Raw genomic sequence first — 23,052 nt, 5'->3', positions numbered from 1 at the left:
ACCGCAGCATGCAGTACGGCATCGCCTTCACCCCCCTTGTTCCCATGATCGTGCTGTGGAGCGCCTCCGCCGCGATTGTCGTGATCACAGTGCTGCTCCTGGTTGGCCGCGCGCGCGGCGCGGCGGTACGGGTGGCGGCGCTGGCGCTGATCCTGCTCGCGCTCGCCAATCCGTCATTCACTCGGGAGGAGCGCGAACCGCTGTCCTCGGTGGCCGCCGTCATCGTCGACAAAAGCCCGAGCCAGAATTTCGGCGACCGCACCGATCAGGCTGCGAAGGCGCGCGAAGCGCTGGTCGATCGCCTCAAGCAGATCAAGGGGCTTGAAGTCCGCGTCGTCGATGCAGGCCAGGCGGACGGCGAGACCGACGGCACCAAGCTGTTCTCGGCACTTTCCTCGACCCTGTCAGATGTGCCCACCGACCGCGTCGCCGGCGCCTTCCTGATCACCGACGGGCGCGTTCACGACATTCCGGGCAACGTCTCTGCCCTGGGATTTAAGGCGCCGGTCCATGCCCTGATCACCGGCCACACGGACGAACGCGACCGCCGCGTCGCGATCGTTGCCGCGCCGCGTTTCGGCATTGTCGGACAGACTCAGACCGTCACCTATCGACTCGACGACCAGGGCGTCAGCGGCGAGCGCGCGAAAGCAGTGGTGCGCCGCGACGGCGAAGTCATCAGCGAGCGTACCGTTCTGAGCGGGGAAACCGTCAACGTCGATGTCGACATCAAACATGCCGGGCAGAACATCGTCGAGATCGAAGTCTCGCCGCTAACGGACGAACTGACGCCGGTTAACAATCGCGCCGTGGTGCCGATCGACGGCGTCCGCGACAAGCTGCGAGTGCTGCTGGTATCGGGCGAGCCGCATTCGGGCGAACGCACATGGCGCAACCTCTTGAAGTCGGACCCCAGCGTCGATCTGGTTCACTTCACGATTTTGCGTCCGCCCGAGAAGCAGGACGGGACGCCCATCCACGAACTGTCCCTGATTGCCTTTCCGACGCGCGAGCTGTTTCAGGAGAAGATCAACGAATTTCAGCTCATCATCTTCGACCGCTACGCGCGCCAGGGCGTGCTGCCGACCGCCTATTTCGACAACATCGCGCGTTACGTGCGCGCGGGGGGCGCGGTGCTGGTTTCGGCCGGCCCCGACTATGCCTCGACCACCAGCATCTGGCGGACGCCGCTGGACACCGTGCTGCCCGCCGAACCGGTCGGCGTCACTGAAAAGCCGTTCCATGCTCGGCTGAGCGACGCCGGCAAGCGTCATCCTGTCACCCGGGGGCTCGAAGGCTCCGCGAGTGATCCGCCGCATTGGAGCCGATTTTTCCGCGAAGTCGACACCCGCAACGTTTCGGTGCCGCCAGTTATGACCGGTGCCGACGGCCAGCCCTTACTATTGCTGTCGCGGTATGACGAAGGCCGGGTGGCTCTGCTCTTGTCGGATCATATCTGGCTGTGGGCACGGGGCTATGAGGGCGGCGGCCCGCATCTCGATCTGCTCCGGCGGATGTCGCACTGGCTGATGAAGCAGCCCGAACTCGAGGAAGAGACGCTGCAACTTAAAGTTCACGGCAAGGATCTCGTCGTGCAGCGCCAGACCATGGCCGACACCGTCACTCCGGTCACCGTGACCTCGCCCTCCGGCAAGACTCGCGAACTGTTGCTGAAGGCCGCCGAACCCGGCTTGTGGGAAACGGGATTGATGGCGGACGAACTCGGATTATGGCAGGCGACCGACGGCACGCTGAAAGCTCTGGTCAATGTCGGCCCGGCCAATCCGAAGGAATTCTCGGCGGTTACGTCAACCGTGGACGAGATTAAACCGCTCGCGCAAGCCAGCGGTGGCGACGCCCGGCGGATCGCGGACGGCTCGAGCATCGACATTCCGCGCATCGTTCCGGTGCGCGCCTCAAGCGTGTTTCGCGGCGAGGGCTGGTTGGGCGTGCGGATTCGTGACGCCAGCGTGGTCCGCGGCGTCGGCGTGCTGCCTGTGTTCGCCGGAGTGATCGGCCTGCTGTTGCTGCTCGGCGCCTTTGCCGCAACCTGGCTTCGGGAAGGACGCTGACCTCCAATCCACTCCTGTGATCCGTTGCACAAACCACACAGTTTCGCATTGGCGACCACATCGTTGGGCCGTCTCAGTAGGTCGCCGTTGACATCCGGCCGGAACCCGGATGTTATATTGTAACGTCTGAGATACCGCGAAGGCGTGGACATGTTGCAATGAAGTGGTTCCGGTCGAACATCAAACACGGATCGCGGCTCGCGCTGTTCGCGCTTGCGATCCAGTTTGTTCTGTCGTTCGGGCATCATCACGGGGCTGCCGCCGCACCGACCATCTCGGTGCAAACCAGCGCATCCGTGCCAGCCAGCGACCCGGTCGCTGCCCCACCCGGCGCGACCGTAGACTCGCAACATGCAGCTCTAACCAATTCCGCCAAAACGCTCGTCACGAGTCCGGCTGGACCGACAGGTGACGATCAGGACCGCGACCGATGCGCCGTTTGCGCCATTATGGCGCTCGCGGGCACGATGCTGTTCACCGGGCCTCCTGTTTTGCTGTTGCCCGACGCCTGTAATTTCCTTCATCTTGTGATCGAAGCCGAGTTCAATCACCTCGAATCGCGGCCTATCGCCTTCCAGCCACGCGCTCCTCCTTCGTCCTGATGTCGATCCGGCAATAGCGCGCTGCGCAACCCATTGCCGACGAACTTCGCAAGTTTATCGACTTTGACGGCCATACGAACGCCGATGAGCGGAAGTCGGCCGTATCAGGATCCGCAGGATGTCCTTTTTTCCCAGTCGTTTTCTCACACTGGCGCGCCTCAGCGCAGTGTCGCTTCCGGCCTTTGCCGTGGTGTTCTCCGATGACGTTTCCGCCCAGACAGCTCTGCCTGGAATCGTGGTCAACGCGCCCAGTCCGATCGTGCGCCATGCACGGCCGACTCGGACAACACCCGCGCGTACGGCTCGCCGCGGCACGACCAGGACTTCTAAGCCCCGGCAACCCGAGGTAGCCCGCACTGCGGCGCCGGCGACTCCCGCCAATCTGCAGGGCACGTTGCCCATCGTGACCGATCAGTTCGCGACCGTAACCGTCGTCACCAACGAAGAGATTCGGCGCAACGGGGCCACAACGCTGGGCGACCTGCTCAACAACAAGCCGGGCATCACCGGCTCATCCTTCGCCCCCGGCGCATCGAGCCGGCCCATCATCCGCGGCCTCGACAACAATCGCGTCGGCATCGTGGAGAACGGTATCGGAAGCAACGGTGCGTCCGATCTCGGCGAGGACCATTTCGTGCCGATTGACCCGCTTTCGACCAATCAGGTCGAGGTCATTCGCGGCCCGGCGGCGCTGCGTTACGGTTCGACGGCCATCGGCGGAATGGTCAGCGCCAGTAACAATCGCATTCCCGAAACCACGCCATGCGCGACACCGTTGACAACGCAAACCTACGGTTATGCCGTCAAGGCGCCACAACTGCCGACTCCCCCTGGCTGCGTGAACGTAGAGACACGAGGAGCGGTCTCGAGCGTGAACAACGGTCGTGAAGGCGCGGTTCTGCTCGATGCCGGCGGCAACAACGTGGCGATTCACGCCGACGCCTTCGCGCGGCGAACCGAGGACTATGCGATCCCCGGCGGCGTGCAGAAAAACACCGCGACCGACTCCAATGGAGCTTCAGTCGGCGGCTCGTATTTGTTCGACGGCGGATTCGTCGGAGCCGCGATCACGCAGAACAACAGCCTGTACCACATTCCAGGCCAAGAGGGCGAAGAGCTCGGCACCCGGATCGACGCGCATCAGACCAAATTCACCGCAAAAGGTGAATATCGGCCCGATGCGGCGGCAATCGATGCCATACGGTTCTGGGTCGGCGCGATCGACTACAAGCACAACGAACTCGCCCTTGCCGACGCAGCTGATCCGGCCAGCGACGGCGTTCGCCAGACGTTCACCAACAAGGAGCAAGAAGGCCGGATGGAAGTGCAGTTCGCTCAGACCAACCTGCGCTTCGCTGCTCTGACAACCGCGATCGGCGTTCAGGGGTCGCACCAGGAACTGACCGCGCCGAGTCCCGACGATCCGTTAAGCCCGCTCAACGGCCTGTGGGATCCGAACAGCAATGGAAGGTTCGCTGGCTATATCTTCAACGAGTTCACGTTCAGCGACACGACCAAGGCACAGGTCGCCGGTCGGATCGAACACGTGAACCTCAACGGCTCAACTCCGAGCACCATGCCCGAACTGTTCGACCTCACCGTCGATCCGAGCGTGATCGGTGCCGCAACGCCGCGGGCCCTGAACTTCACGCCAAAAAGCACCAGTGTCGGTCTGATTCAGAACCTGCCCTGGAATCTCGTGGCGAGCCTGACCGGACAATACGTCGAACGCGCCCCGAAGCCAGCGGAGCTATTCTCCCGCGGCGTGCATGATGCAACGATAACCTATGACATCGGCAATCCGAATCTCGGCATCGAGACCGCGAAGTCGATAGAGGCCGGATTACGCCGAGCGACGGGGCCTCTGCGGTTCGAATTGGCCGGCTATTACACACGGTTCAACGGCTTCATCTACCGGCGCCTGACCGGCAACACCTGCGACGAAACGGCATGCGTGGCCGGACCGGGTCTGGAATTGAAGCAGGCCATCTACTCCCAGACCGATGCCGTTTTCCGCGGCGGCGAATTCCAGTTTCAATACGACGTTCTGCCGGTGTGGAACGGCCTCTTCGGCATCGAGGGACAGTATGACATTGTCCGCGCGACCTTCACGGACGGCTCCAACGTACCGCGGATTCCGCCGCAGCGTCTGGGAGGAGGCATCTACTACCGCGACGCTAACTGGCTGGCTCGCATCAACCTGCTCCATGCCTTCGCACAGAACGACGTGAGCGGCGTCGAGACGCCTACCCCCGGCTACAACCGGCTGCGAGCCGAGGTCAGCTATACGACCAAGCTGCCCGTGAACAACTGGTTGGGCGGGCAGCCGGTGACCGTCGGTCTGGTCGGCGACAATCTGCTGAACGAGCAAATTCGCAATGCCGTCGCCTTCAACAAGGACCAGGTGTTGCTGCCGGGACTGAACGTACGGATATTCGCAAACGTGAAATACTGATTTCAAATCTATTTGCTCTGGTCCGTCCCCTCCCGCGCGAACCTCCAGTCAGGCCGGATCATGCCCGAAACTCCGTCAAACGCATCAGGAGCCAGCTCGCATACCAACAGACGTGCCCGGTCAACCGGACCTGGCATGTCGACCTCTCCTTTCGGGATCATCTTGAAACCGACGCGACCGTAATACGATTCGTCGCCGACAAGCACGATGAGACGGTGCCCTTTCGCTTTCGCGTCGCCGAGAACGCGCTCGAGCATCGCGCGGCCAATGCCGCGGCCACGGAACGGCGGCTCGACCGTCAGCGGACCGAGGAGCAGCGCCGGCGTGTCGCCGATGCAGACCGGCAACAATCGAACCGAGCCGACCAGCAGAGTGCCGATGTGGGCGGTTAGGGAGAGGTCTAGCAAATGATCGACATGCTCGCGCAGGCGGTAAGCGCTGAGCACGAAACGACCGGGACCGAAGGTGCGTTCGTGCAGGCGCTCGATAGCCTGCGCGTCATTGGCGGTTTCGGTCAGGAGAGTGAGGGAGAGATCGGACATGAGGAGGCGGATAGCATCTGTCACGGGCGCGGTCCATCGCCTGCCGCCGATTGCGGCCGGGCCGATCACCTGCGCCAGGTGAGTACCGGCGGCTCATGATGAAGGACTTCCGCGATTCGGAGCCGCGTGCCGGCCGTGGTCTCGGCCGGCAGGGCATCGACGGCGAAAAAACCGCAATCGATGATCTCCCGATTTGGTTCGGGCTTGCGATCCTGCCGGAAGTCCCTGACGACATAGACAGCGACGTGATCGCGCCGCGAAACGTGGCTGTTGAAAAAAATGCCGTGCAACGCCGGTTCGCCGTGTATTTCGATTCGTCCTTCTTCAATGAGTTCGCGTTGCAGCGCCATACGCGACGTCTCGCCGACCTCGACGCCGCCGCCGGGCAGATGCCAGCCCGCCACATAGCCATGCTTGACCAGAAAGACCCTGTTGTCGGCGTCGAGCACCACGCCGCGCACGCCGAGCGTCATGCCGCGGGCGAACCGGAAGTACAGGTGAAATAGCCGGCGTAACGCGGGCTCGCAAAAGCACCGCAGACGGTGGAAATTCATGACGCTTAGCCCCCGAATCCGCAACGCGACGACTCGCTCTTGCATGATCGCTTGCATCCTAGCGGTGCTCTTGCCAAAACTTCAGAATATTCCCGGGTACGAGATACCGGGTACGAGGTAAAAGTGAAGCAGCTTCATGACAGGGACAGAGGCTCGCCATCGCGGCGGGCAACATTCAAGATCGCAGGCGGCGGCGCGATGACACACCTCGCCGGCGCTTTGATCGGTAGCCCCTGATGACGACCATCACGCTCGCGCACCTGTCCGATCCGCACCTTGGGCCGCTGCCTCCGCCGCGCCTGCATCAACTCATAGGCAAGCGCGCGCTTGGCTATCTGAACTGGAAGCGCGGCCGGCACGCCATCCATCGGCGCGATGTGCTGGACGCTCTGGTCGCCGATATCAAGGCGCAATCGCCCGACCACATCGCGGTCACCGGCGATCTCATCAATCTCGCACTTCCGGATGAATTCACGCAAGCGCGCGCATGGCTGGGCGACGTCGGCACTCCGCACGACGTCACCCTCGTGCCCGGCAATCACGATGCCTACGTTCGCCCGACGAAAAAACAGATTTCCGAATGGAAAGAATATATGCGTGGCGATAGCGTCCGCGAAGGGACGCCGCTTTCCTTTCCGTTCCTGCGACGCAGAGGGCCGCTGACGCTGATCGGCGTGTCTTCGTCGGTACCGACCGGTCCCTTCATGGCCACCGGGCGGCTGGGGTCCGACCAGCTCGATGCGCTGGACCGCGGTCTCTCACAGCTTGAGAGCGATCCGAACTTTCGCGTGCTGCTGATCCACCATCCGCTGTCTTCGAAAGATTCGTACAAACGACTGACGGATGCCGACGCACTTCTGGCTCTTCTGAAGCGGCGCGGCGTGGATCTCATCCTGCATGGCCATGATCATATCCATTCGACGATGTGGTTCGAGGGACCGCACGGCCGGATCCCCGCCATCGGTGTGCCGTCGGCATCCGCGATGCCGCATCGCCATTATCCACCTGCCGCCTACAACCTGTTTTCGATCACACGCGACGGAAACGCCTGGCGCTGCGAGCAGCGAGTGCGCGGCTTTGCCGACCAAGCAGCGATCGAGCGTCAGGAAATCAATGAATTGCAGCGGATACAGCTAATCTAGCCGCGCCACAGTGCGCAATCACCACTTGTGAAAAATGAAAAATGCGCCGAGGGCAACGAACGCAAAGCCCAGACCGTGATTCCAGCTCAACGGCTGTTTCAGATACAGCACGGAGAAGCCGGCGAAAACGACAAGTGTAATTACTTCCTGAATGGTTTTGAGCTCGGCCGCCGAATAGACCGAGCTGCCCCAGCGATTGGCTGGTACCGCGAGCCAGTACTCGAAAAACGCGATACCCCAGCTGGCCAGAATGACCAGAGAAAGCGGGCTTTCCTTGAATTTCAGATGCCCATACCAGGCGAAAGTCATGAAAACGTTCGAGCAGAACAGCATCAGGATCGGCAGGAGCCACGACGGAATCGCGATGGGCATGGCTGAACTTTCGGAAACGACCGGAGTAAAGCTAGCGTTTTCGAGCGAAGTGGAATCCGGTTCGCGTGAAGAAAACGCGTCAAATCAAAAAGCTGGAGTCTTTCACTGTTTCCATGAAGCGGTGAAAGACTCTAGGCCTGCTTACAGCGTGAACCCACAGCAAGCGAGGAGGAACTGTGCTGCACGTATGCCCAAAGCCGTACCGATAGGAACAAATCCTACCCCCCAGTCCGGAAGTAGGGTTCAACCGTGCCGCTAAGCTTGATGGTCAGCGGATTGCCGTGGCGATCCTTGGCACTGCCGGCGGCAACACGTATCCAGCCTTCGCTGACACAATACTCCTCGACGTTGGTTTTTTCGACACCCTTGAAACGGATACCGATATCGCGCGACAGAATCTCAGCATTGTAATAGGCGCTGCGCGGATCGGTCGACAAACGGTCGGGCAGCCGGTCATTTGCGGTCTGGTCGGTCAAAGCAGGGCCTCGATTTCTTCCGTTAGTTTTTTGGGGTTGGTGGTCGGAGCGTGGCGGGCAACCACCCTCCCCTGCCGGTCCACGAGAAACTTCGTGAAATTCCACTTGATTGACTCACCCAGCAGACCCGGCTTCTCGTTCTTCAGATGCTTGAACAACGGATGCGCGTCCGCCCCGTTGACATTTATCTTTTCAAACATCGGAAAAGTCACGCCGTACTTGCTGTCACAGAACTGCTGGATGTCAGTCGATGCCCCCGGCTCCTGCTTGCCAAACTGATTGCAGGGGAAGCCAAGAACGGAAAATCCGCGCGGGTTCATCGCGCGATATAGTTCTTCTAGGTCCTTGTATTGCGGCGTGAAGCCGCAGGCGCTCGCTGTGTTCACGATCAAAAGGACCCGGCCTTCGAACTGTCTCAACGCGCAGGGCTCGCCGGCCAGCGTGCTCGCGCAGAAATCAAAGACGCTGGCCATTCAACAACCTTTCGATCAAGTTACGATCGGGCGACCGTTCCGTGCCGGTCAATGCCGCGTGGAGGACCGGCTGACCTGGTCCAGGATGGCTTCGGTGAACGGAAATTCGAGAACGATTTCACCGGTGGCGTCGGTCACTTCCAGCACTGCATTGAGGATCGCCTTCTGTTCGCCGTCCGACTTGAGAATTTCGCGGATCGTCGTTCGGGCGGCACGCCAGGCTTGGTCGGGATCGCGCAAATCCTCGCCTTCCGGATCCAGAATCAGGTCGCTTCCGATGCGGGTGTTAAAAAAATATCGGGGCATGAACAATCCATAACGGGGTGGGCCTTGAGTCCGCCGTTCTCACAAGTTTTTTATCGAACGACAAGCCTGCACTACAATAGGCTTTATTTGTCGCAAAATTGCGTCCGTCCCGTTTCAAGCTCCTAGTAATCCATACGCGGATCAATATTCCGCCTCAAACGTTAGCACCGAGTCCCGCTCTTGATCAGGCCATCTTTTCTTCGTCATGTCGACATAACCTGGCTTGCAGCGGGTTATGGGAATTTTCCTAAACGGCGCGCGTCCTCGAACAAAGAAGAACGTCATGAACCCTGTCAGTGAACTCCAGAACCACGGCCAGGCCATCTGGCTCGATTTCCTTGCGCGCGGTTTCATAAACAAGGGTGATTTGAAGCATCTTGTCGAGAACGACGGAATACGCGGGGTTACCTCCAATCCCTCAATTTTCGAGAAGGCAATCGGGAGTTCGGACGAATATGACAGCGCTATAGTCAGCCTGCTGAAAAACGGCGACCGATCGGTCGCCGATCTCTACGAACAGCTCGCCGTAGAGGACATCCAGCACGCAGCCGACGTATTGCGGCCGGTCTACGATCGGCTCCATGGCGCGGATGGTTTCGTCAGTCTTGAGGTTTCGCCGTATCTTGCGAACGATACCAAGGCGACGATTGCCGAAGCTAAGAGACTGTGGAAGGCCGTCGACCGCAAAAACTTGATGATCAAGGTGCCGGCGACGCCGAACGGCTTGCCCGCGATCCGTCACCTGATTTCCGAGGGCATCAGCATCAACATCACGTTGCTGTTCTCCCAAAAGGTCTACGTCGAGGTGGCTGAGGCGTATCAGGCCGGACTTCGAGAATATGTCCGAAATGGCGGGGATCCCGCGCATGTTGCAAGCGTCGCCAGCTTCTTCGTCAGTCGGATCGATAGCGCCGCCGACAAGCAGCTCGACGAAAAGATCGCGCAAGCCAACGATCCTGCGGAGAAAGCGCGTCTTGCCGCGCTCAAGGGCCAGGTCGCGATTGCCAATGCCAAGCTCGCCTATCAGGATTACAAGCGGCTGTTTGCCGGCGAAGACTGGCAAAAGCTGGAAGCCGAAGGCGCCAGACCGCAGCGGCTGCTATGGGCGTCGACCGGGACCAAGAACAAGGACTACCGTGACGTCCTCTACGTTGAGGAGTTGATCGGTCCAGACACTGTCAATACCGTGCCGCCGGCGACCCTTGAGGCCTTCCGCGATCACGGCAAGCCGCGCGATAGCCTCGAGGAAAGTTTGGATGACGCACGGCAAGTGCTCACCGCGCTCGCGGAAGCCGGAATCTCGCTCGATGCGATCACCCGGGACCTCGTGACAGAGGGCGTGCGGCTGTTCGCGGACGCGGCCGACAAATTGCTCGGCGCCGTCGCCCGGAAGCGGGAAAAGATTCTCGGTTCTGCCATCGACCGACAGACCTTGTCGCTGGACCCCGCCATGGCGAAATCCGTCGAAGCAGAGGCGGATGACTGGCGAGCCGCCGGCACCGTCCGCAAGCTATGGCAGCAGGATAAGTCGGTGTGGACCGGTGCGGACGAAGACAAATGGCTGGCCTGGCTGACGAGTCCTGCCGCCGAGTTTAATCGGGCGGCTGACTACGAGGACTACGCGCGGCGAGTGAAGAAGCAAAAATTCACCGACGCGGTCGTCCTCGGCATGGGCGGATCAAGCCTGGGTCCGGAGGTGCTGGCGAAGACCTTTCCGAAGGCAGCAGGTTTCCCGAAACTACATGTGCTGGACTCAACCGATCCCGCCCAGATTCGCTCGCTTGAAACCGCGATCGACGTCGCCAGGACTGTCTTCATCGTGTCCAGCAAGTCGGGTGGAACGACAGAGCCCAATGCACTGAAAGACTATTTTCATGCGCGGGTGGCCAAGGCCATCGGCGCCGACAAAGCCGGCCACCGCTTCATCGCGATCACCGATCCGGGGTCCTCGCTTGACGAGGAAGCGGCGAAGCTCGGCTACGCGCGCACCTTCCACGGCGATCCCGCAATCGGCGGCCGCTATTCGATCCTGTCTCCTTTCGGCCTGGTCCCGGCGGCCACGGCGGGAATCGATGTGACAGGATTGCTCGAGAATGCACTCGTCATGGTACGATCCTGTGGCGCCCAGGTCCCACCGCATGACAATCCTGGTGTCCAGCTCGGATTAGCCATGGGTCTCGCGGGGCGCGAAGGCCGTGACAAGGTCACTATTCTGGCGTCTCCGAAAATCGCTGATTTTGGCGCATGGGCCGAGCAACTGATCGCCGAATCGACCGGCAAGGAGAGCAAGGGCCTGATCCCGATCGACGGCGAACCGCTCGCCGATGCGAACCTTTACGGTAATGACCGCTTCTTCATCGATATCCGCACGGCAGACGAAAAGGATGCCGCTCATGATGAGAAATTACGCGCGCTCGAGAGCGCCGGACATCCGGTGGTTCGGATCGTGATGAACTCGGTCGATCAGATCGGTCAGGAATTTTTCCGGTTCGAAATAGCCGTCGCGGCCGCCGGCTCGGTTCTCGGCATCAATCCGTTCGATCAGCCTGACGTCGAAGCTGCGAAGGTCAGGACTCGCGAATTGACGTCAGCCTTCGAGAAAACGGGCAGGCTTCCCAAGGAAGAACCGGCGATTTCCGCCGCCGGCTTCGATCTTTACACCAATGCTGAGAATGCGCGCGCGTTACGCGAGAAGGGCGGCGACGGCGCGCTATCCTCGTGGCTCAAGGCACACCTCGCGCGCGCAGAGCCCGGCGATTATGTCGCCTTTCTGGCTTACGTCGCGCGCGATGACGAACACATCGGTACCCTACAGCGGATGCGCCTTGCCGTTCGCGACCGGAAGAAAGTCGCCACCTGTGCCGAGTTCGGCCCACGTTTCCTGCATTCGACTGGTCAGGCCTACAAAGGCGGTCCCGACAGCGGCGTTTTTCTTCAGATCACCGCCGACGACCCACGGGATTTGAAGATCCCCGGCCGGAAAACGAGCTTCAGTATTATCAAGGCTGCGCAGGCGCGCGGCGATTTCGATGTGCTCACCCGGCGGGGACGGCGAGCGCTTCGCGTGCATCTCAAGGGAGATCTTCAATCCGGCTTGTCGCGGCTCGACGAGGCGATCAGCCGAGCTCTCATGTGACCATGGCGATGACGCGTCAGGTTATGACACTGCGTCAGACAACAAACGTTCGCCAGCCGCGTAATGCTGGGATCTTACCCCTCGCCGTCGTTCATCTCGATCCACGTTCTTCAATCTTCCTGAAACACCCGAGGTGTTGGGCCATACCGTGAACCGCACGCATCATTGAACCATCGGACCGCCCGTGGAATGTCCAGACCACGAGCCTGCTCCCGGAGGAGGGATCGGACCAATGCAGATAGGTATGATCGGGCTGGGGCGAATGGGGGCCAACATCGTTCGCCGTCTGATGAAAAAGGGAGGCCATCAGGCCGTCGTCTATGACATCAGCGACCAGGCCGTCGCCGCGATTGCCGCGGAGGGAGCCTTAGGCGCGATTGATCTCCAAGACTTCGTCCGCAAGCTCGAAAAGCCGCGCGCCATTTGGATCATGCTGCCCGCCGGAGCGATTACGGAGTCCACCATCGCGACGATCGCCGGGCTGCTCGATAAAGATGATGTCATCATCGATGGCGGCAATACCTTCTGGCAGGACGATATCCGGCGCGCGAGAACGCTGCGCGACAAGGGCATCTACTATGTCGATGTAGGCACCAGCGGCGGAGTTTGGGGCCTGGAACGCGGCTATTGCATGATGATCGGCGGCGACAAGGCCGTGGTTGATCGTCTCGACCCGATTTTCGCGTCGCTGGCGCCCGGACGCGGCGGCATTCCGGGAACGCCGAGCCGCGACGGCCGCGATCCGCGCGTCGAGCAAGGCTACCTTCACACGGGACCCGTTGGCTCCGGCCATTTCGTCAAGATGGTTCATAACGGGATCGAATACGGCCTGATGCAGGCCTTTGCCGAAGGCTTCGACATTCTTAAAAACGCAAACACCAATGCGCTGCCAGAGCATCATCGGTTCAAGCTTGACCTCGCAGATATTGCCGAGGTGTGGCGCCGCGGCAGTGTGATTTCATCCTGGCTGCTCGATCTCACCGCTTCTGCGTTGGCCCGCAGCGAGACTCTCGAGGCTTACTCGGGATTTGTCGCAGATTCCGGCGAGGGTCGCTGGACGGTTAACGCCGCAATTGATGAAGCCGTTCCGGCCGAAGTTCTAACGGCCGCACTGTTCGCGCGTTTTCGCTCGCGTCAGCAACATACGTTCGCAGAGAAAATCCTCTCGGCGATGAGAGAAGGATTCGGGGGGCACAAGGAGCCAGGAGAGACCGATCCATCCACAAAGGGGAGGACCGCGAGTTGATGACGGTCGCAAGCAACAAGCCGCGCAACCCGGAGCCATGCTGCTTCGTCATTTTTGGTGTCACCGGAGACCTCACCCATCGCCTGGTTATTCCGGCACTCTACAATCTTGCCGAATCCGGCTTGCTGCCGGAGCAGTTTTGCCTCGTCGGTATCGTCCGCAAGCAGATGTCGGAAGACGATCTTCGGCAAAGCCTGATGGAGGGTTTGAAAAGGCATGCCACGCGGCCGGTCAAAACCGAAATTGCCGACAAGGTGCTTAATTGCCTGACGTGCGTCGAAGCCGACCCCTCCGATCCGTCCTCATTCGATACGCTGAGCAATGCCTGTGAAAGGCTTGAGACAAGAACGGGGACATGCGGCAATCGCCTGTTCTATCTCGCCGTGCCGCCGACAGCATTTGCACCGATCGCAGAACAACTCGGCCGCGTCGGTCTCCTGCGAGAGACAAACGGCACGTGGCGCCGCCTGGTGGTCGAAAAGCCTTTCGGCACCGACCTTGCGTCTGCCAGAGCGCTCAACGCCAGACTGCTAAAGATCGCCAACGAACATCAGATCTATCGGATTGACCACTATCTCGGCAAGGAGACCGTCCAGAACATCCTTGTTCTTCGTTTCGCCAACGGCATGTTCGAGCCGATCTGGAATCGCAACCACATCGATCATATTCAGATCACCGTCGATGAAAAGCTGTCGGTCGGACATCGCGGCAGCTTCTACGACGCGACCGGAGCACTGAGAGACATGGTGCCGAACCATCTGTTCCAGTTGCTGTCGCTGGTGACGATGGAGCCGCCGAGACGCTTCGAAGCTCACGCAGTGCGTTCAGAGAAGGCGGAAGTTCTGGCCGCAATCCAGACGCAAACGCCGGAGGAGGCGCTGAGAAATTCTGTGCGCGGACAATATTGCGCCGGGCAGGTCGGCGATGAGGCGATCGTCGATTATCGCAACACCCCCAACGTCGAGCCCAACAGCACCACCGAGACCTACGCGGCGCTCAAGCTGACCATCGACAACTGGCGATGGGCCGGCGTTCCATTCTACTTGCGGACCGGCAAGGCTCTCGGCCTCAAGCGCACCGAGGTGGCCATCAAGTTCAAACAGGCGCCGTTCGCGATGTTTCGCTGCACGCCGGTGGACCAGCTGTCGCACAACTATTTGGTCATCGGCATCGAGCCTGCCGAAGGCATCACGATGCAATTCAATACCAAAGTACCTGGCCCCACGATCTCGATCGACGGCGTCGAGATGAAATTCCGCTACAAGGATTACTTCCACGCTGCGCCGAGTACCGGTTACGAAACCCTGATCTACGATTGCATGACCGGCGACAACATCCTGTTTCAGCGCGCTGACGGCGTGGAGGCCGGCTGGCAGGCGGTGCAGCCGTTCCTCGACGCCTGGAAGAAGGCCGGCGCCAACGGGCTGGTGGGCTATAAGGCGGGCAGCGAAGGCCCCCATGAGGCCGACGAGCTGCTGGCGCGGGACGGCAACCAGTGGCGCGAGCTGACATGACATCCGCTGACGCGGCGGACCGCAGGTTTCAGGTGCTCCCAGATGCGGAAGCAGTCGCGACCGAAGCAGCGGAACGAATGATCTTCCGGATTACGGAAAATGCAACGCGGCTGGCGATTTGCCTGACCGGCGGCTCCGGCCCGAGAGCGCTCTACGCGCTGCTGGGAAGCCCAGACTATCGTTCGCGGATCGCGTGGGATCGCGTTCACTGGTTCATTGGGGACGAGCGTTTCGTGAGCGCGGACGACAAGCGCAACAATATGGCGATGGCCAGGGACCTTTTTCTGGACCGTTGCGCCCCGCCGGGAAATATCCATCCCATGCCGACGGACGCTCGCGATCCGGATACGGCAGCGCGGCTTTACGAGCGCGAACTCCAAATCTTTTACAACGCGCGTCGTCTCGATGCAGCCAAACCGCTTTTCGATCTTGTGTTGATGGGGCTTGGACCAGACGGTCACACCGCCTCGTTATTTCCGGGAGATCGAGCGCTCGACGAGACCGAACGATGGGTCGTCGGCGTGGACCACGCGCACGTCGAGCCTTTTGTTCCCCGCGTCACCCTGACGCTCCCAGCACTGGCCTCCTCACGCGAGATGCTGTTTCTCGTCAGCGGTGAAGCCAAGCAAGGCATCCTCTCGAAAGTCATGGCGGGCGCCGATCTGCCCGGTACACGCGCACATTCCAGCGGCATCACGATATGGCTGACCGATGCTGCGGCCGCAGGATCGCCGGCATGAATGCGGGCGGAGATGCCGCCTTTTGCACGTTGATTGTCATGGGCGTGTCGGGATCTGGCAAAAGCACCATTGCGGTTGCGCTGGGACAACGACTGGGATGGATAGTTGAGGATGCCGACCGTTTTCATCCGGAAAGCAATATCGATAAAATGCGCGCCAGCATCGCATTGAACGATGACGACAGGCAGCCGTGGCTACGCGCCATCGCCGTGGAGCTCGGCCGCAGGCGTGCAAACGGCACCAGCGTGATCATGGCCTGCTCCGCACTCAAGCGCGCCTATCGCGACATTCTCGTGCAAGGTCATAGCGACACCCGCATCGTCTACCTGCGCGGCGACAGAAGCCTGATCATGAGCCGTCTCAAGGCGAGAGGCGATCATTTCATGCCGCACGCGTTGCTCGAGAGCCAGCTCGCAACACTGGAGGAGCCTACCGAGGATGAGCGGCCGATCGTTGTCGACATCGATGCGAGCGTGGACGAAATTACCGATCGAATCGTCACCATGCTCGACGCGGGCTGGATACTCTCATGAACAGCATTTCCCTCGTGATTTCGGACGTTGACGGAAGTCTGCTAACGCCCGACAAACGTCTGACGGAAGCTGCAATCCAGGCGGTGAAACGACTTGCCGAAAGAGATATCGGCTTCACGATCACCAGCAGCCGCCCTCCCTTGGGTATGCGAATGCTGATCGAGCCGCTCAATATCCAACTGCCGCTCGGCGCATTCAACGGCAGTCTGATGATCGATCCCGCCCTCAAGATACTTCGAAGGACTGCCATTTCAGCGTCGGCCGCACGACAAGCGATCGACGCGCTGAAAACTTCCGAAACCGACATTTGGCTGTTCACCGCGGACCGTTGGCTTATCACGCGCGACGATGGCCGCTACGTTCCGCATGAGCAGCACACAATCCGAATGGCTCCGGTTATGGTTTCCGATTTTGAGGAATTCACAGACGACGCCTCCAAGATCGTTGGCGTCAGCGCCGATCCCGAGAAGCTCGCCCGTTGCGAGATGGCGATGCAGGTGGCCCTCGCCGGCCAGGCGAAGGTTGTCCGGTCGCAGAGCTATTATCTCGACATCACACCTGCCGGAGAGGACAAGGGCACATTCGTGGAGGCGTTAGCGAAGCGCCTCAACATTTCAACGCGTAACATCGCGACCATCGGAGACATGCAGAACGATCTGGCCATGTTTGCCAAAAGCCGCCTGTCATTTGCCATGGGAAATGCCGAAGACAACGTGAAGGCGCAAGCCACTCGTGTCACCGACAGCAATGAAAACGACGGTTTCGCCAAGGCGATCGATCAGATCATCGCCCTCGACTAGCCGCTAAGCCCTCGCCCGCTGCATCGCCGGTTTGCGTGCCGCGTTGAGATTGTGGATGGTGTTGAGCAGGGCAATGTGGGTCAGTGCCTGCGGAAAATTTCCTGTCATGCGGCGGGCAACCGTATCGTACTCCTCCGACAGCAGGCCAAGGTCGTTCGCCACTCCCGCAACCCGTTTCAGCAACATCTCGGCCCGCTCGATATCGCCGCTCAGGACATAGGCATCGGCGAGCCAGAGCGTGCAGGCCAGAAAGGCTCCCTCGATCGGCGGCTGTTCGTCTGACACCGCGCGCGGATCGTGCCTGAGCACGAAGCCATCCGGCATCAGATACTTCTCCACTGCTGCGAGCGTTCCCACAACACGCGGATCAGACGCCGGTAGGAAGCCGACCGACGGGATGAGAAGCGTGCTGGCATCAAGCAGCTTCGAGCCGTAGGATACGACGAAGGTATTCTGTTCGCGATCAAAACCCTTTTCGCAGACGTCTCGATGGATCGTATCGCGCAGTTCACGCCAACGCTCGACCGGCGCTTCGAAGCCGAAATGCTCCACGCTCTTGACGCCGCGGTCGAACGCCACCCAGACAAGCACCTTCGACGAGACGTAATGCTTGCCAGGTCCTCTTAGCTCCCAGATACCTGAATCTGTTTCATTCCAAATCCGGCCGAGATGCTCAAGTAGCTCGCATTCCAGCGCCCAGGTTGGCTCGCTCAGCTTAAGGTTGGCCTCCCTCGACTGGTGAAACACGTCCATCAGCTCGCCGTAGACATCAAGCTGGAGCTGGGCATGCGCCGCATTTCCGATCCTGACCGGTCGCGCGCCCTCATAACCAGGCAGCCAGTCTGCCTCCCATTCCGTCAGGCGACGTTGTCCTAGGATGCCATACATGATCTGCATGTCGGAGGGCGAGCCTGCGACCGATCTCAGCAGCCAGTCGTGCCACTCCGACGCCTCATCGTAATAGCCGCTGTTCATCAGCGCGAGCAGCGTAAAGGTCGCGTCGCGCAGCCAGCAGAACCGGTAATCCCAGTTACGTGCGCCGCCAAGCTTTTCGGGAAGTGAGGTTGTCGGAGCCGCGACGATGCCGCCGGAAGGCGCATAGATCATGGCTTTCAGGACAACCAGCGAGCGCATTGCGAGATCACGATACGGACCGTCATAGTCAAACTTTCCGCACCACTCGCTCCAGAACGCCTCCGTGTCCCGCAGCGCTTTCGCAGGATCGATCGGGGGTGGAACGGCAAGATGCGACGCGCCGTACGCCATGACAAACGGAATCGTCTGCCCGGCGCTGACCTCGAAGTCCGCGACGGTGGTCATGTTCTCGCCGTGCGTCTCGACCGGCGTGCGCAACACCAGCATGTCCGGTCCGCAAATGGCGAGCAGCGCCCTGTCCTCCGTGCGGCGGACCCATGGCGCGTTCTTCCCGAAACCAAACCGGATCACCAGATCCATGTGCATCTTCACGCGGCCGCGGTCCCCCCGCACGAGGCGAACGATGTCGGACACCGTGCCGCGCGGCGGCATGAAATCGATCAAGGTCACAGCGCCGCCGGTGGTTTCAAACCGGGTTTCGAGGATAAGGCCGTCTCCGCGATATTGATGACTCGATCGCTCGATTTTTTCCGAAGGAGCGATCCGCCAATGGCCGTTACGCTCATCGCCCAGGAGGGCGGCAAAGCAGGCGTCGGAATCGAAGCACGGCCAGCAAAGCCAGTCGAGCGACCCCGTCCGGTCGACGAGCGCGACGGTCTCGCCGTCGCCGATGATTCCATAGTCTTCGATGTTGCTGGGCAATTTGCAGAACTCGGCAGGTGAGCTGAAAACAAACTGACGAAACGCCAATATTATTCATCGCCGGGTGGTTGGCCATCCCGCCTGGTGAACTTTCTGGAAAAGAATGTCATGTGAATGGAGAACGAGCGACTGGATGCGAACGCGCGGGTACCCATTGCGATCCACCGCTTAGGGCAGCTGCTCGCGTCTACCGCGTTGAATCAGAACCTAGGCTCAGGACTCATTGATCAGAGCCAAAAGATGACGGCTGCAGCGATGCAGATGGCAGACATGAAGGTATGTGAGCATCGATCGTAGCGGGTGTGGATGCGGCGCCAGTCCTTGAGCCTGCCGAACGCATTTTCGATCTTGTGTCGTTGGCGATAGAGCATGCGGTCATGTTCGATCGGCTTTGCGCGGCTGGCCTTCGATGGGATGCAGGCCGTGATGCCGCGGGCCGCGAGCGGCTGGCGGAACCAGTTGGCGTCGTAGCCCTTGTCGCCAAGCAACTGCTTCCCGGGCGGCAGCGCATCGATCATCAAGGCCGCCCCCTTATAATCGCTCATCTGGCCTTCGCTGAGCAGCATGATGACAGGGCGTCCCTGACCGTCGCAGACGGCGTGCAGCTTGGAGTTCAAGCCGCCCTTCGTGCGCCCGATACATCGGGGAACAGGTCCTTTTTTAAAAGGCTGGCGGCGGTGCGATGCGCCTTCAGATGCGTCGCATCGATCATCAGGAGAGAGGGCTTGCCACCTTTGCGTGCCAGCTCGGCAAAGATATTGTTGAACACGCCGAGCCGGCTCCAGCGCACGAACCGGTTATAGATCGTCTTATGCGGACCATAGCCGGGCGGCGCATCGCGCCAGCGCAGACCGTTTCTGATGACGAAGACGATGCCGCTGATCACCCGTCGATCGTCAACCCTCGCAATCCCGTGCGACAGCGGAAAATACGGCTCAATCCGGCGCATCTGAGCCTCCGACAGCAACAACAAATCGGCCATGGCGATGTCCCCCAAACATCGCCATTGAATCAACCCGCCAGTCCTCTCGCAACAGATTTAATGGGTCCTGAGCCTAGCGGCTATAGCCGTTGGCGCGAGAATAAGCCGGACGGGTTTCCTGCACGGACCGACTGCCTGAGCTGGTGCCTCGTTTACTCACCGCGGGTTTTCCCGGTTCGATATCCTCGAGAAAGACGGGCTCGGAAAAATAGAAGCCCTGCGCATATTTTATCCGCGTCGCTGCCTGCAAATAAGCGAGCTCCTCGAATTTCTCGACGCCTTCTGCGATCACCGCCATTCCCAAGGCATCGCCGAGAGATTCAATCGCCTTAAGGATACCCTGGCTGCGCGGACGCTTGTGGATATCGACGATGAACGACCGGTCAATCTTGATTTCATCAGCGGTGATATCGGCGAGGGCCGACAGAGACGAATATCCGATCCCGAAATCATCGATGGAGATTTTGACGCCTAGCCTTCGCAGGACTGGCAAAATCTCCGTCTGGAAACGGGTTTTCGCCACGAACGCATCTTCGGTGACCTCGACGATGAATCGCGTTGCGCAACCGGTCTTCTCCAGCGCTCGCGCGAAGGACGTCATGAATACCACGTTGCCAGCCTGCTTGGCGGCGACGTTGATGCTAATGCTAACGTCGGTGCCGAACGCATCGTCGATGAGATCGATTGACCTCATGATTTCGGCCAGAACCAGATGCGTTAACTCATCGATCAAGCCGAGTTCAATCGCGAGATCAACGAACGTTCCAGGCGCCTGAATGATACCGTCATCATTGCGCAGCCGAACCAGCGCCTCAATGCCTTTGATCTGTTCGGTTCTGATGTCCACCTTGGGCTGGAACGCGCAACAGAACCGCTTGTCGAGAATCGCGAGCCGCAGCGATTGCTCGATTTTCATTCGGGTCAATGCCTCGTGCTGCATTCCGGAATCAAAGATGGCAGCTCCGCCCTTTGTGTCGTTCTTGATCTGATACATCGCGGTGTCGGCGTTCTGCCGCAGAACCTCATAGGTGTCGCCGTGATCCGGATAGATGCTCACTCCGATCGATGCGGACGCGAACAGTTCCGATCCGTCGATGAAAAATGGCGCCTTAAGCCGCTGCAATAGAAACTCAATGTATTCGGCGAGCTCGACGTCGCTTTGGACCGGGTTGAGCAGGAGCAGAAACTCGTCGCCGCTGATCCGGGAGAGCATATCGGTGGCACGTAGGCCGAGGTCTAAGCGTCTGGCAACTTCGATCAGAAGCCCGTCACCGGATGCGTGGCCGTAGTAGTCGTTGATGTGTTTGAAGTTGTCGATATCGAGAAACGCCACCGCAAATCTAACGGAATGTTCACCCTCGCGGATGAGGCTGTTGGCGTGCTGTTCGATGACGCGCCGGGTCGGCAAGCCCGTCAGCTCGTCATAGTACGCACAACGAAAAAGCTCTTCCTCAACGGCCTTTTGACGGCTGATATCAACCGAGCTCGACAAAACAAGCTTTCTGTTCGAAATCACCACAGGCTCATGCGTCGTCAGAAAGATCTTCGTCGCATGATCCGTTCGAATGTACTCTTCGGATATCCTGCTCCCGCCCGACTGCAGAACCCCGCGAGCGAGATTTATGCGATCATTCAACTCTTTTGAAGGGAGCCGCGTACCTGACACCGTTCCGACGATGTCCCGCGCCGGCACATTGAACTGGGCCACGGCGGCCGCGTTCACGAACACGAAGTTTCCCTGCTCGTCCTGAACCGTCACGGCTGTCGGAAGCGATCCGACAACTTCATTCAGGAAATTTAGTCGCGAGGAATCCCTTATCTCGAGCGGGAAGTCATTTCGGCTGGTCTCCGGCCCATCGGGAGGTCTCGGTTCACTCTCACTGGCGACAACAGAAAATTCGTTTCGCTCAGGCGCACCGGACATGAACTTCCCAACCTTCACCGCGTCTGAAAGGGGAAACTACCGGACTTTCAGGCTCTTGCGGGCAGGAACGGTGGTCGCGGTCAATACCGCGCGTCACCTTCTGCCTTCACAAGAAGGAATACTCCGCCACGTTGTAGGTTTAGTTAAATCCGACGCATAAACACGGCCACACTTTCCACACCAAATGCAGCGCCGCTCACATCAGCTTCGTATATTGTTACCAATGCATGAACCGGGGTACGAAATTCTCCGTTCCGAAGACCTAGCTGCGCTCGCGATAATCAGAGAAGAATTGGCGCCACGGGCTGGATATACTGAGCTATTGAACAGATGCGGCTCAAACAAATAATCCAGTTTCGCCTGATTTTGCGTTCAGAAAAACCTTTGACGTGGAGCGCCGATGACGCTCCACGCCAAAGCCAAACATCAGCGCACGAGGATCTTGTCTCCCCGGCCCATTGAGGGATCAGCCTTATTGCTGATCATGAGGACCGCGATACCGCCAGTAAGCGCGGCGCGCATAGAGTGATCCACCAGCGCATACGCGCCTTCCTTCGGTGAAATGAGGTCGAAGGTCGCCGCGTCACCCGGCGCTAAGGTATAATTCTGCATCCCAACCATCAAGTTCTTCGGGTTGCCCGAGGGATAGACCCTGTCCCAAATGCCAGCGATCGGATGAAATCCGGAAAACTCGTTGGGACCGGCATTGACCATATAGACGCGCACGCGCTCACCCGGCTTGGCCTCGAGAGTTTGCGTCGCGTGTTCATCATGCACTGGGTCATACTGAAAGGGCACGGCGTTGAAGGCGTTACGCTTCCACTTGTTCGCCATCATGCTGTCGACATCTTCGGGATTCTCGAACATCTGATGCTCGATCAGGACATATTCACGGTCCGCTTTGGGCATCGCATTAGGGTCTTTCGGATCGATGATGACCACCCCGAACATGCCCCGGGCGATGTGCTGGATCATCGGATCAGATCCGCAATGATAGAAGAACACACCTGGATGTTCCGGAACATACGAAAAGGTCTTGGTCTCGCCGGGTTTGATCGACGCAAAATCCGTCAGAACATCCGAGCGCGCGGAATGCATGTCGATCGAATGCGATTTCTTGTTCGCGGCATCGTTCTTCAAGGTGAACTCGATGGTGTCGCCTTCCGTCGCCCGGATCACCGGACCGGGAACCTGACCGTTGAAGGTCCAGGCGGCCACGGTGTTGCCCTGGTTATCAAGCGGGACCGTCGTTTCCTTGGCTATCAATTCGATCTTGACGGTCTTGGCCTGCGCCGTGGCAATCGCGGCGCCGAAAAGAACCATGACTGCTGCCATGCTCCCCACGATGGCGCTGTTCTTCAAATGTGCGGTGGTCATTGAAATCGT

General features: G+C 59.8%; 20 protein-coding genes. 10 read left to right on the top strand and 10 right to left on the bottom strand.

Annotation, left to right across the window (positions count from 1 at the left end):
• Window positions 1-8 precede the first annotated feature (8 nt).
• The 3 genes from ACZ5IL_RS06050 to ACZ5IL_RS06040 all read left to right on the top strand — a co-directional run bounded on the left by ACZ5IL_RS06050 (window position 9) and on the right by ACZ5IL_RS06040 (window position 5,129).
• Window positions 9-2,072 (top strand): hypothetical protein, encoded by a 2,064-nt coding sequence (locus tag ACZ5IL_RS06050; RefSeq protein WP_464595764.1) that lies wholly within the window; start codon window positions 9-11, stop codon window positions 2,070-2,072.
• A 158-nt stretch (window positions 2,073-2,230) separates the two neighbouring features.
• The gene (locus tag ACZ5IL_RS06045) at window positions 2,231-2,674 is read left to right on the top strand and encodes a DUF2946 domain-containing protein (protein ID WP_464595763.1); all 444 of its coding nucleotides are present in this window, start codon (window positions 2,231-2,233) and stop codon (window positions 2,672-2,674) included.
• A gap of 118 nt (window positions 2,675-2,792) precedes the next feature.
• Window positions 2,793-5,129 (top strand): TonB-dependent receptor, encoded by a 2,337-nt coding sequence (locus ACZ5IL_RS06040; RefSeq protein ID WP_464595762.1) that lies wholly within the window; start codon window positions 2,793-2,795, stop codon window positions 5,127-5,129.
• Window positions 5,130-5,137: 8 nt separating this feature from the next.
• On the opposite strand, the gene ACZ5IL_RS06035 is transcribed toward ACZ5IL_RS06040, so the two are convergent.
• A complete protein-coding gene (locus ACZ5IL_RS06035; RefSeq protein ID WP_464595760.1) occupies window positions 5,138-5,671 on the bottom strand; it encodes a GNAT family N-acetyltransferase in 534 nt (177 codons plus the stop codon).
• Window positions 5,672-5,736: 65 nt separating this feature from the next.
• On the bottom strand, window positions 5,737-6,225 hold the full coding sequence (locus tag ACZ5IL_RS06030) for an NUDIX domain-containing protein (RefSeq protein ID WP_464595759.1): 489 nt from the start codon (window positions 6,223-6,225) through the stop codon (window positions 5,737-5,739).
• 236 nt (window positions 6,226-6,461) lie between these two features.
• On the opposite strand from ACZ5IL_RS06030, the gene ACZ5IL_RS06025 reads away from it, so the two are divergent.
• Window positions 6,462-7,367 carry a metallophosphoesterase family protein gene (locus ACZ5IL_RS06025; protein WP_464595758.1) on the top strand — a complete coding sequence of 302 codons (906 nt, stop codon included), beginning with the start codon at window positions 6,462-6,464 and terminating at the stop codon, window positions 7,365-7,367.
• Window positions 7,368-7,385: 18 nt separating this feature from the next.
• On the opposite strand, the gene ACZ5IL_RS06020 is transcribed toward ACZ5IL_RS06025, so the two are convergent.
• The 4 genes from ACZ5IL_RS06020 to ACZ5IL_RS06005 form a co-directional block, all read right to left on the bottom strand.
• Window positions 7,386-7,739, bottom strand: coding sequence for a DMT family protein (locus ACZ5IL_RS06020; protein WP_309773278.1), 354 nt, complete (start codon window positions 7,737-7,739; stop codon window positions 7,386-7,388).
• Between the two features lie 218 nt (window positions 7,740-7,957).
• On the bottom strand, window positions 7,958-8,215 hold the full coding sequence (locus ACZ5IL_RS06015; protein WP_425906188.1) for a DUF3297 family protein: 258 nt from the start codon (window positions 8,213-8,215) through the stop codon (window positions 7,958-7,960).
• Window positions 8,212-8,688 (bottom strand): glutathione peroxidase, encoded by a 477-nt coding sequence (locus ACZ5IL_RS06010; RefSeq protein ID WP_464595756.1) that lies wholly within the window; start codon window positions 8,686-8,688, stop codon window positions 8,212-8,214. Before ACZ5IL_RS06010 ends, ACZ5IL_RS06015 begins: the two co-directional genes overlap by 4 nt.
• A gap of 48 nt (window positions 8,689-8,736) precedes the next feature.
• Window positions 8,737-8,994: a DUF6894 family protein gene (locus ACZ5IL_RS06005; RefSeq protein ID WP_309773281.1), complete on the bottom strand. Its 258-nt coding sequence runs from the start codon at window positions 8,992-8,994 to the stop codon at window positions 8,737-8,739.
• 283 nt (window positions 8,995-9,277) lie between these two features.
• Here ACZ5IL_RS06005 and ACZ5IL_RS06000 point away from each other — a divergent pair, with 283 nt between their 5' ends.
• The 6 genes from ACZ5IL_RS06000 to ACZ5IL_RS05975 all read left to right on the top strand — a co-directional run bounded on the left by ACZ5IL_RS06000 (window position 9,278) and on the right by ACZ5IL_RS05975 (window position 16,963).
• Complete coding sequence (locus tag ACZ5IL_RS06000; protein WP_464595754.1) at window positions 9,278-12,130, top strand: bifunctional transaldolase/phosoglucose isomerase; 2,853 nt, start codon at window positions 9,278-9,280, stop codon at window positions 12,128-12,130.
• 232 nt (window positions 12,131-12,362) lie between these two features.
• Window positions 12,363-13,376 carry a phosphogluconate dehydrogenase (NAD(+)-dependent, decarboxylating) gene (gene gnd / locus ACZ5IL_RS05995; RefSeq protein WP_464595752.1) on the top strand — a complete coding sequence of 338 codons (1,014 nt, stop codon included), beginning with the start codon at window positions 12,363-12,365 and terminating at the stop codon, window positions 13,374-13,376.
• Window positions 13,376-14,890: a glucose-6-phosphate dehydrogenase gene (gene zwf, locus ACZ5IL_RS05990; protein ID WP_464596838.1), complete on the top strand. Its 1,515-nt coding sequence runs from the start codon at window positions 13,376-13,378 to the stop codon at window positions 14,888-14,890. Before gnd ends, zwf begins: the two co-directional genes overlap by 1 nt.
• Window positions 14,887-15,630 carry a 6-phosphogluconolactonase gene (gene pgl / locus ACZ5IL_RS05985; protein ID WP_464595751.1) on the top strand — a complete coding sequence of 248 codons (744 nt, stop codon included), beginning with the start codon at window positions 14,887-14,889 and terminating at the stop codon, window positions 15,628-15,630. The genes zwf and pgl overlap by 4 nt, the downstream gene beginning before the upstream one ends.
• The gene (locus ACZ5IL_RS05980; RefSeq protein ID WP_464595750.1) at window positions 15,627-16,163 is read left to right on the top strand and encodes a gluconokinase; all 537 of its coding nucleotides are present in this window, start codon (window positions 15,627-15,629) and stop codon (window positions 16,161-16,163) included. The genes pgl and ACZ5IL_RS05980 overlap by 4 nt, the downstream gene beginning before the upstream one ends.
• Complete coding sequence (locus ACZ5IL_RS05975) at window positions 16,160-16,963, top strand: HAD family hydrolase (RefSeq protein WP_464595749.1); 804 nt, start codon at window positions 16,160-16,162, stop codon at window positions 16,961-16,963. Before ACZ5IL_RS05980 ends, ACZ5IL_RS05975 begins: the two co-directional genes overlap by 4 nt.
• A gap of 3 nt (window positions 16,964-16,966) precedes the next feature.
• Here the strand turns inward: ACZ5IL_RS05975 and ACZ5IL_RS05970 are convergent, their stop codons facing one another.
• The 4 genes from ACZ5IL_RS05970 to ACZ5IL_RS05955 form a co-directional block, all read right to left on the bottom strand.
• Window positions 16,967-18,760 (bottom strand): glycoside hydrolase family 15 protein, encoded by a 1,794-nt coding sequence (locus ACZ5IL_RS05970; RefSeq protein ID WP_464595748.1) that lies wholly within the window; start codon window positions 18,758-18,760, stop codon window positions 16,967-16,969.
• Between the two features lie 227 nt (window positions 18,761-18,987).
• Window positions 18,988-19,742 (bottom strand): IS5 family transposase gene (locus ACZ5IL_RS05965; protein WP_464592345.1). Its coding sequence is split into 2 segments (ribosomal slippage): window positions 18,988-19,424 and window positions 19,424-19,742, totalling 756 coding nucleotides; the frame shifts between segments, so codons are not numbered across the junction.
• Between the two features lie 73 nt (window positions 19,743-19,815).
• Window positions 19,816-21,666: a putative bifunctional diguanylate cyclase/phosphodiesterase gene (locus ACZ5IL_RS05960; protein WP_464595747.1), complete on the bottom strand. Its 1,851-nt coding sequence runs from the start codon at window positions 21,664-21,666 to the stop codon at window positions 19,816-19,818.
• 426 nt (window positions 21,667-22,092) lie between these two features.
• Window positions 22,093-23,043, bottom strand: a complete 951-nt coding sequence (locus tag ACZ5IL_RS05955) for a multicopper oxidase domain-containing protein (protein ID WP_464595745.1) — start codon at window positions 23,041-23,043, stop codon at window positions 22,093-22,095.
• Window positions 23,044-23,052 lie beyond the last annotated feature (9 nt).

This window comes from Nitrobacter sp. CN101 (assembly GCF_055390255.1).
Note: the sequence above shows the minus strand (reverse complement) of the source record. Positions and strands in the feature narration are given on the sequence as shown.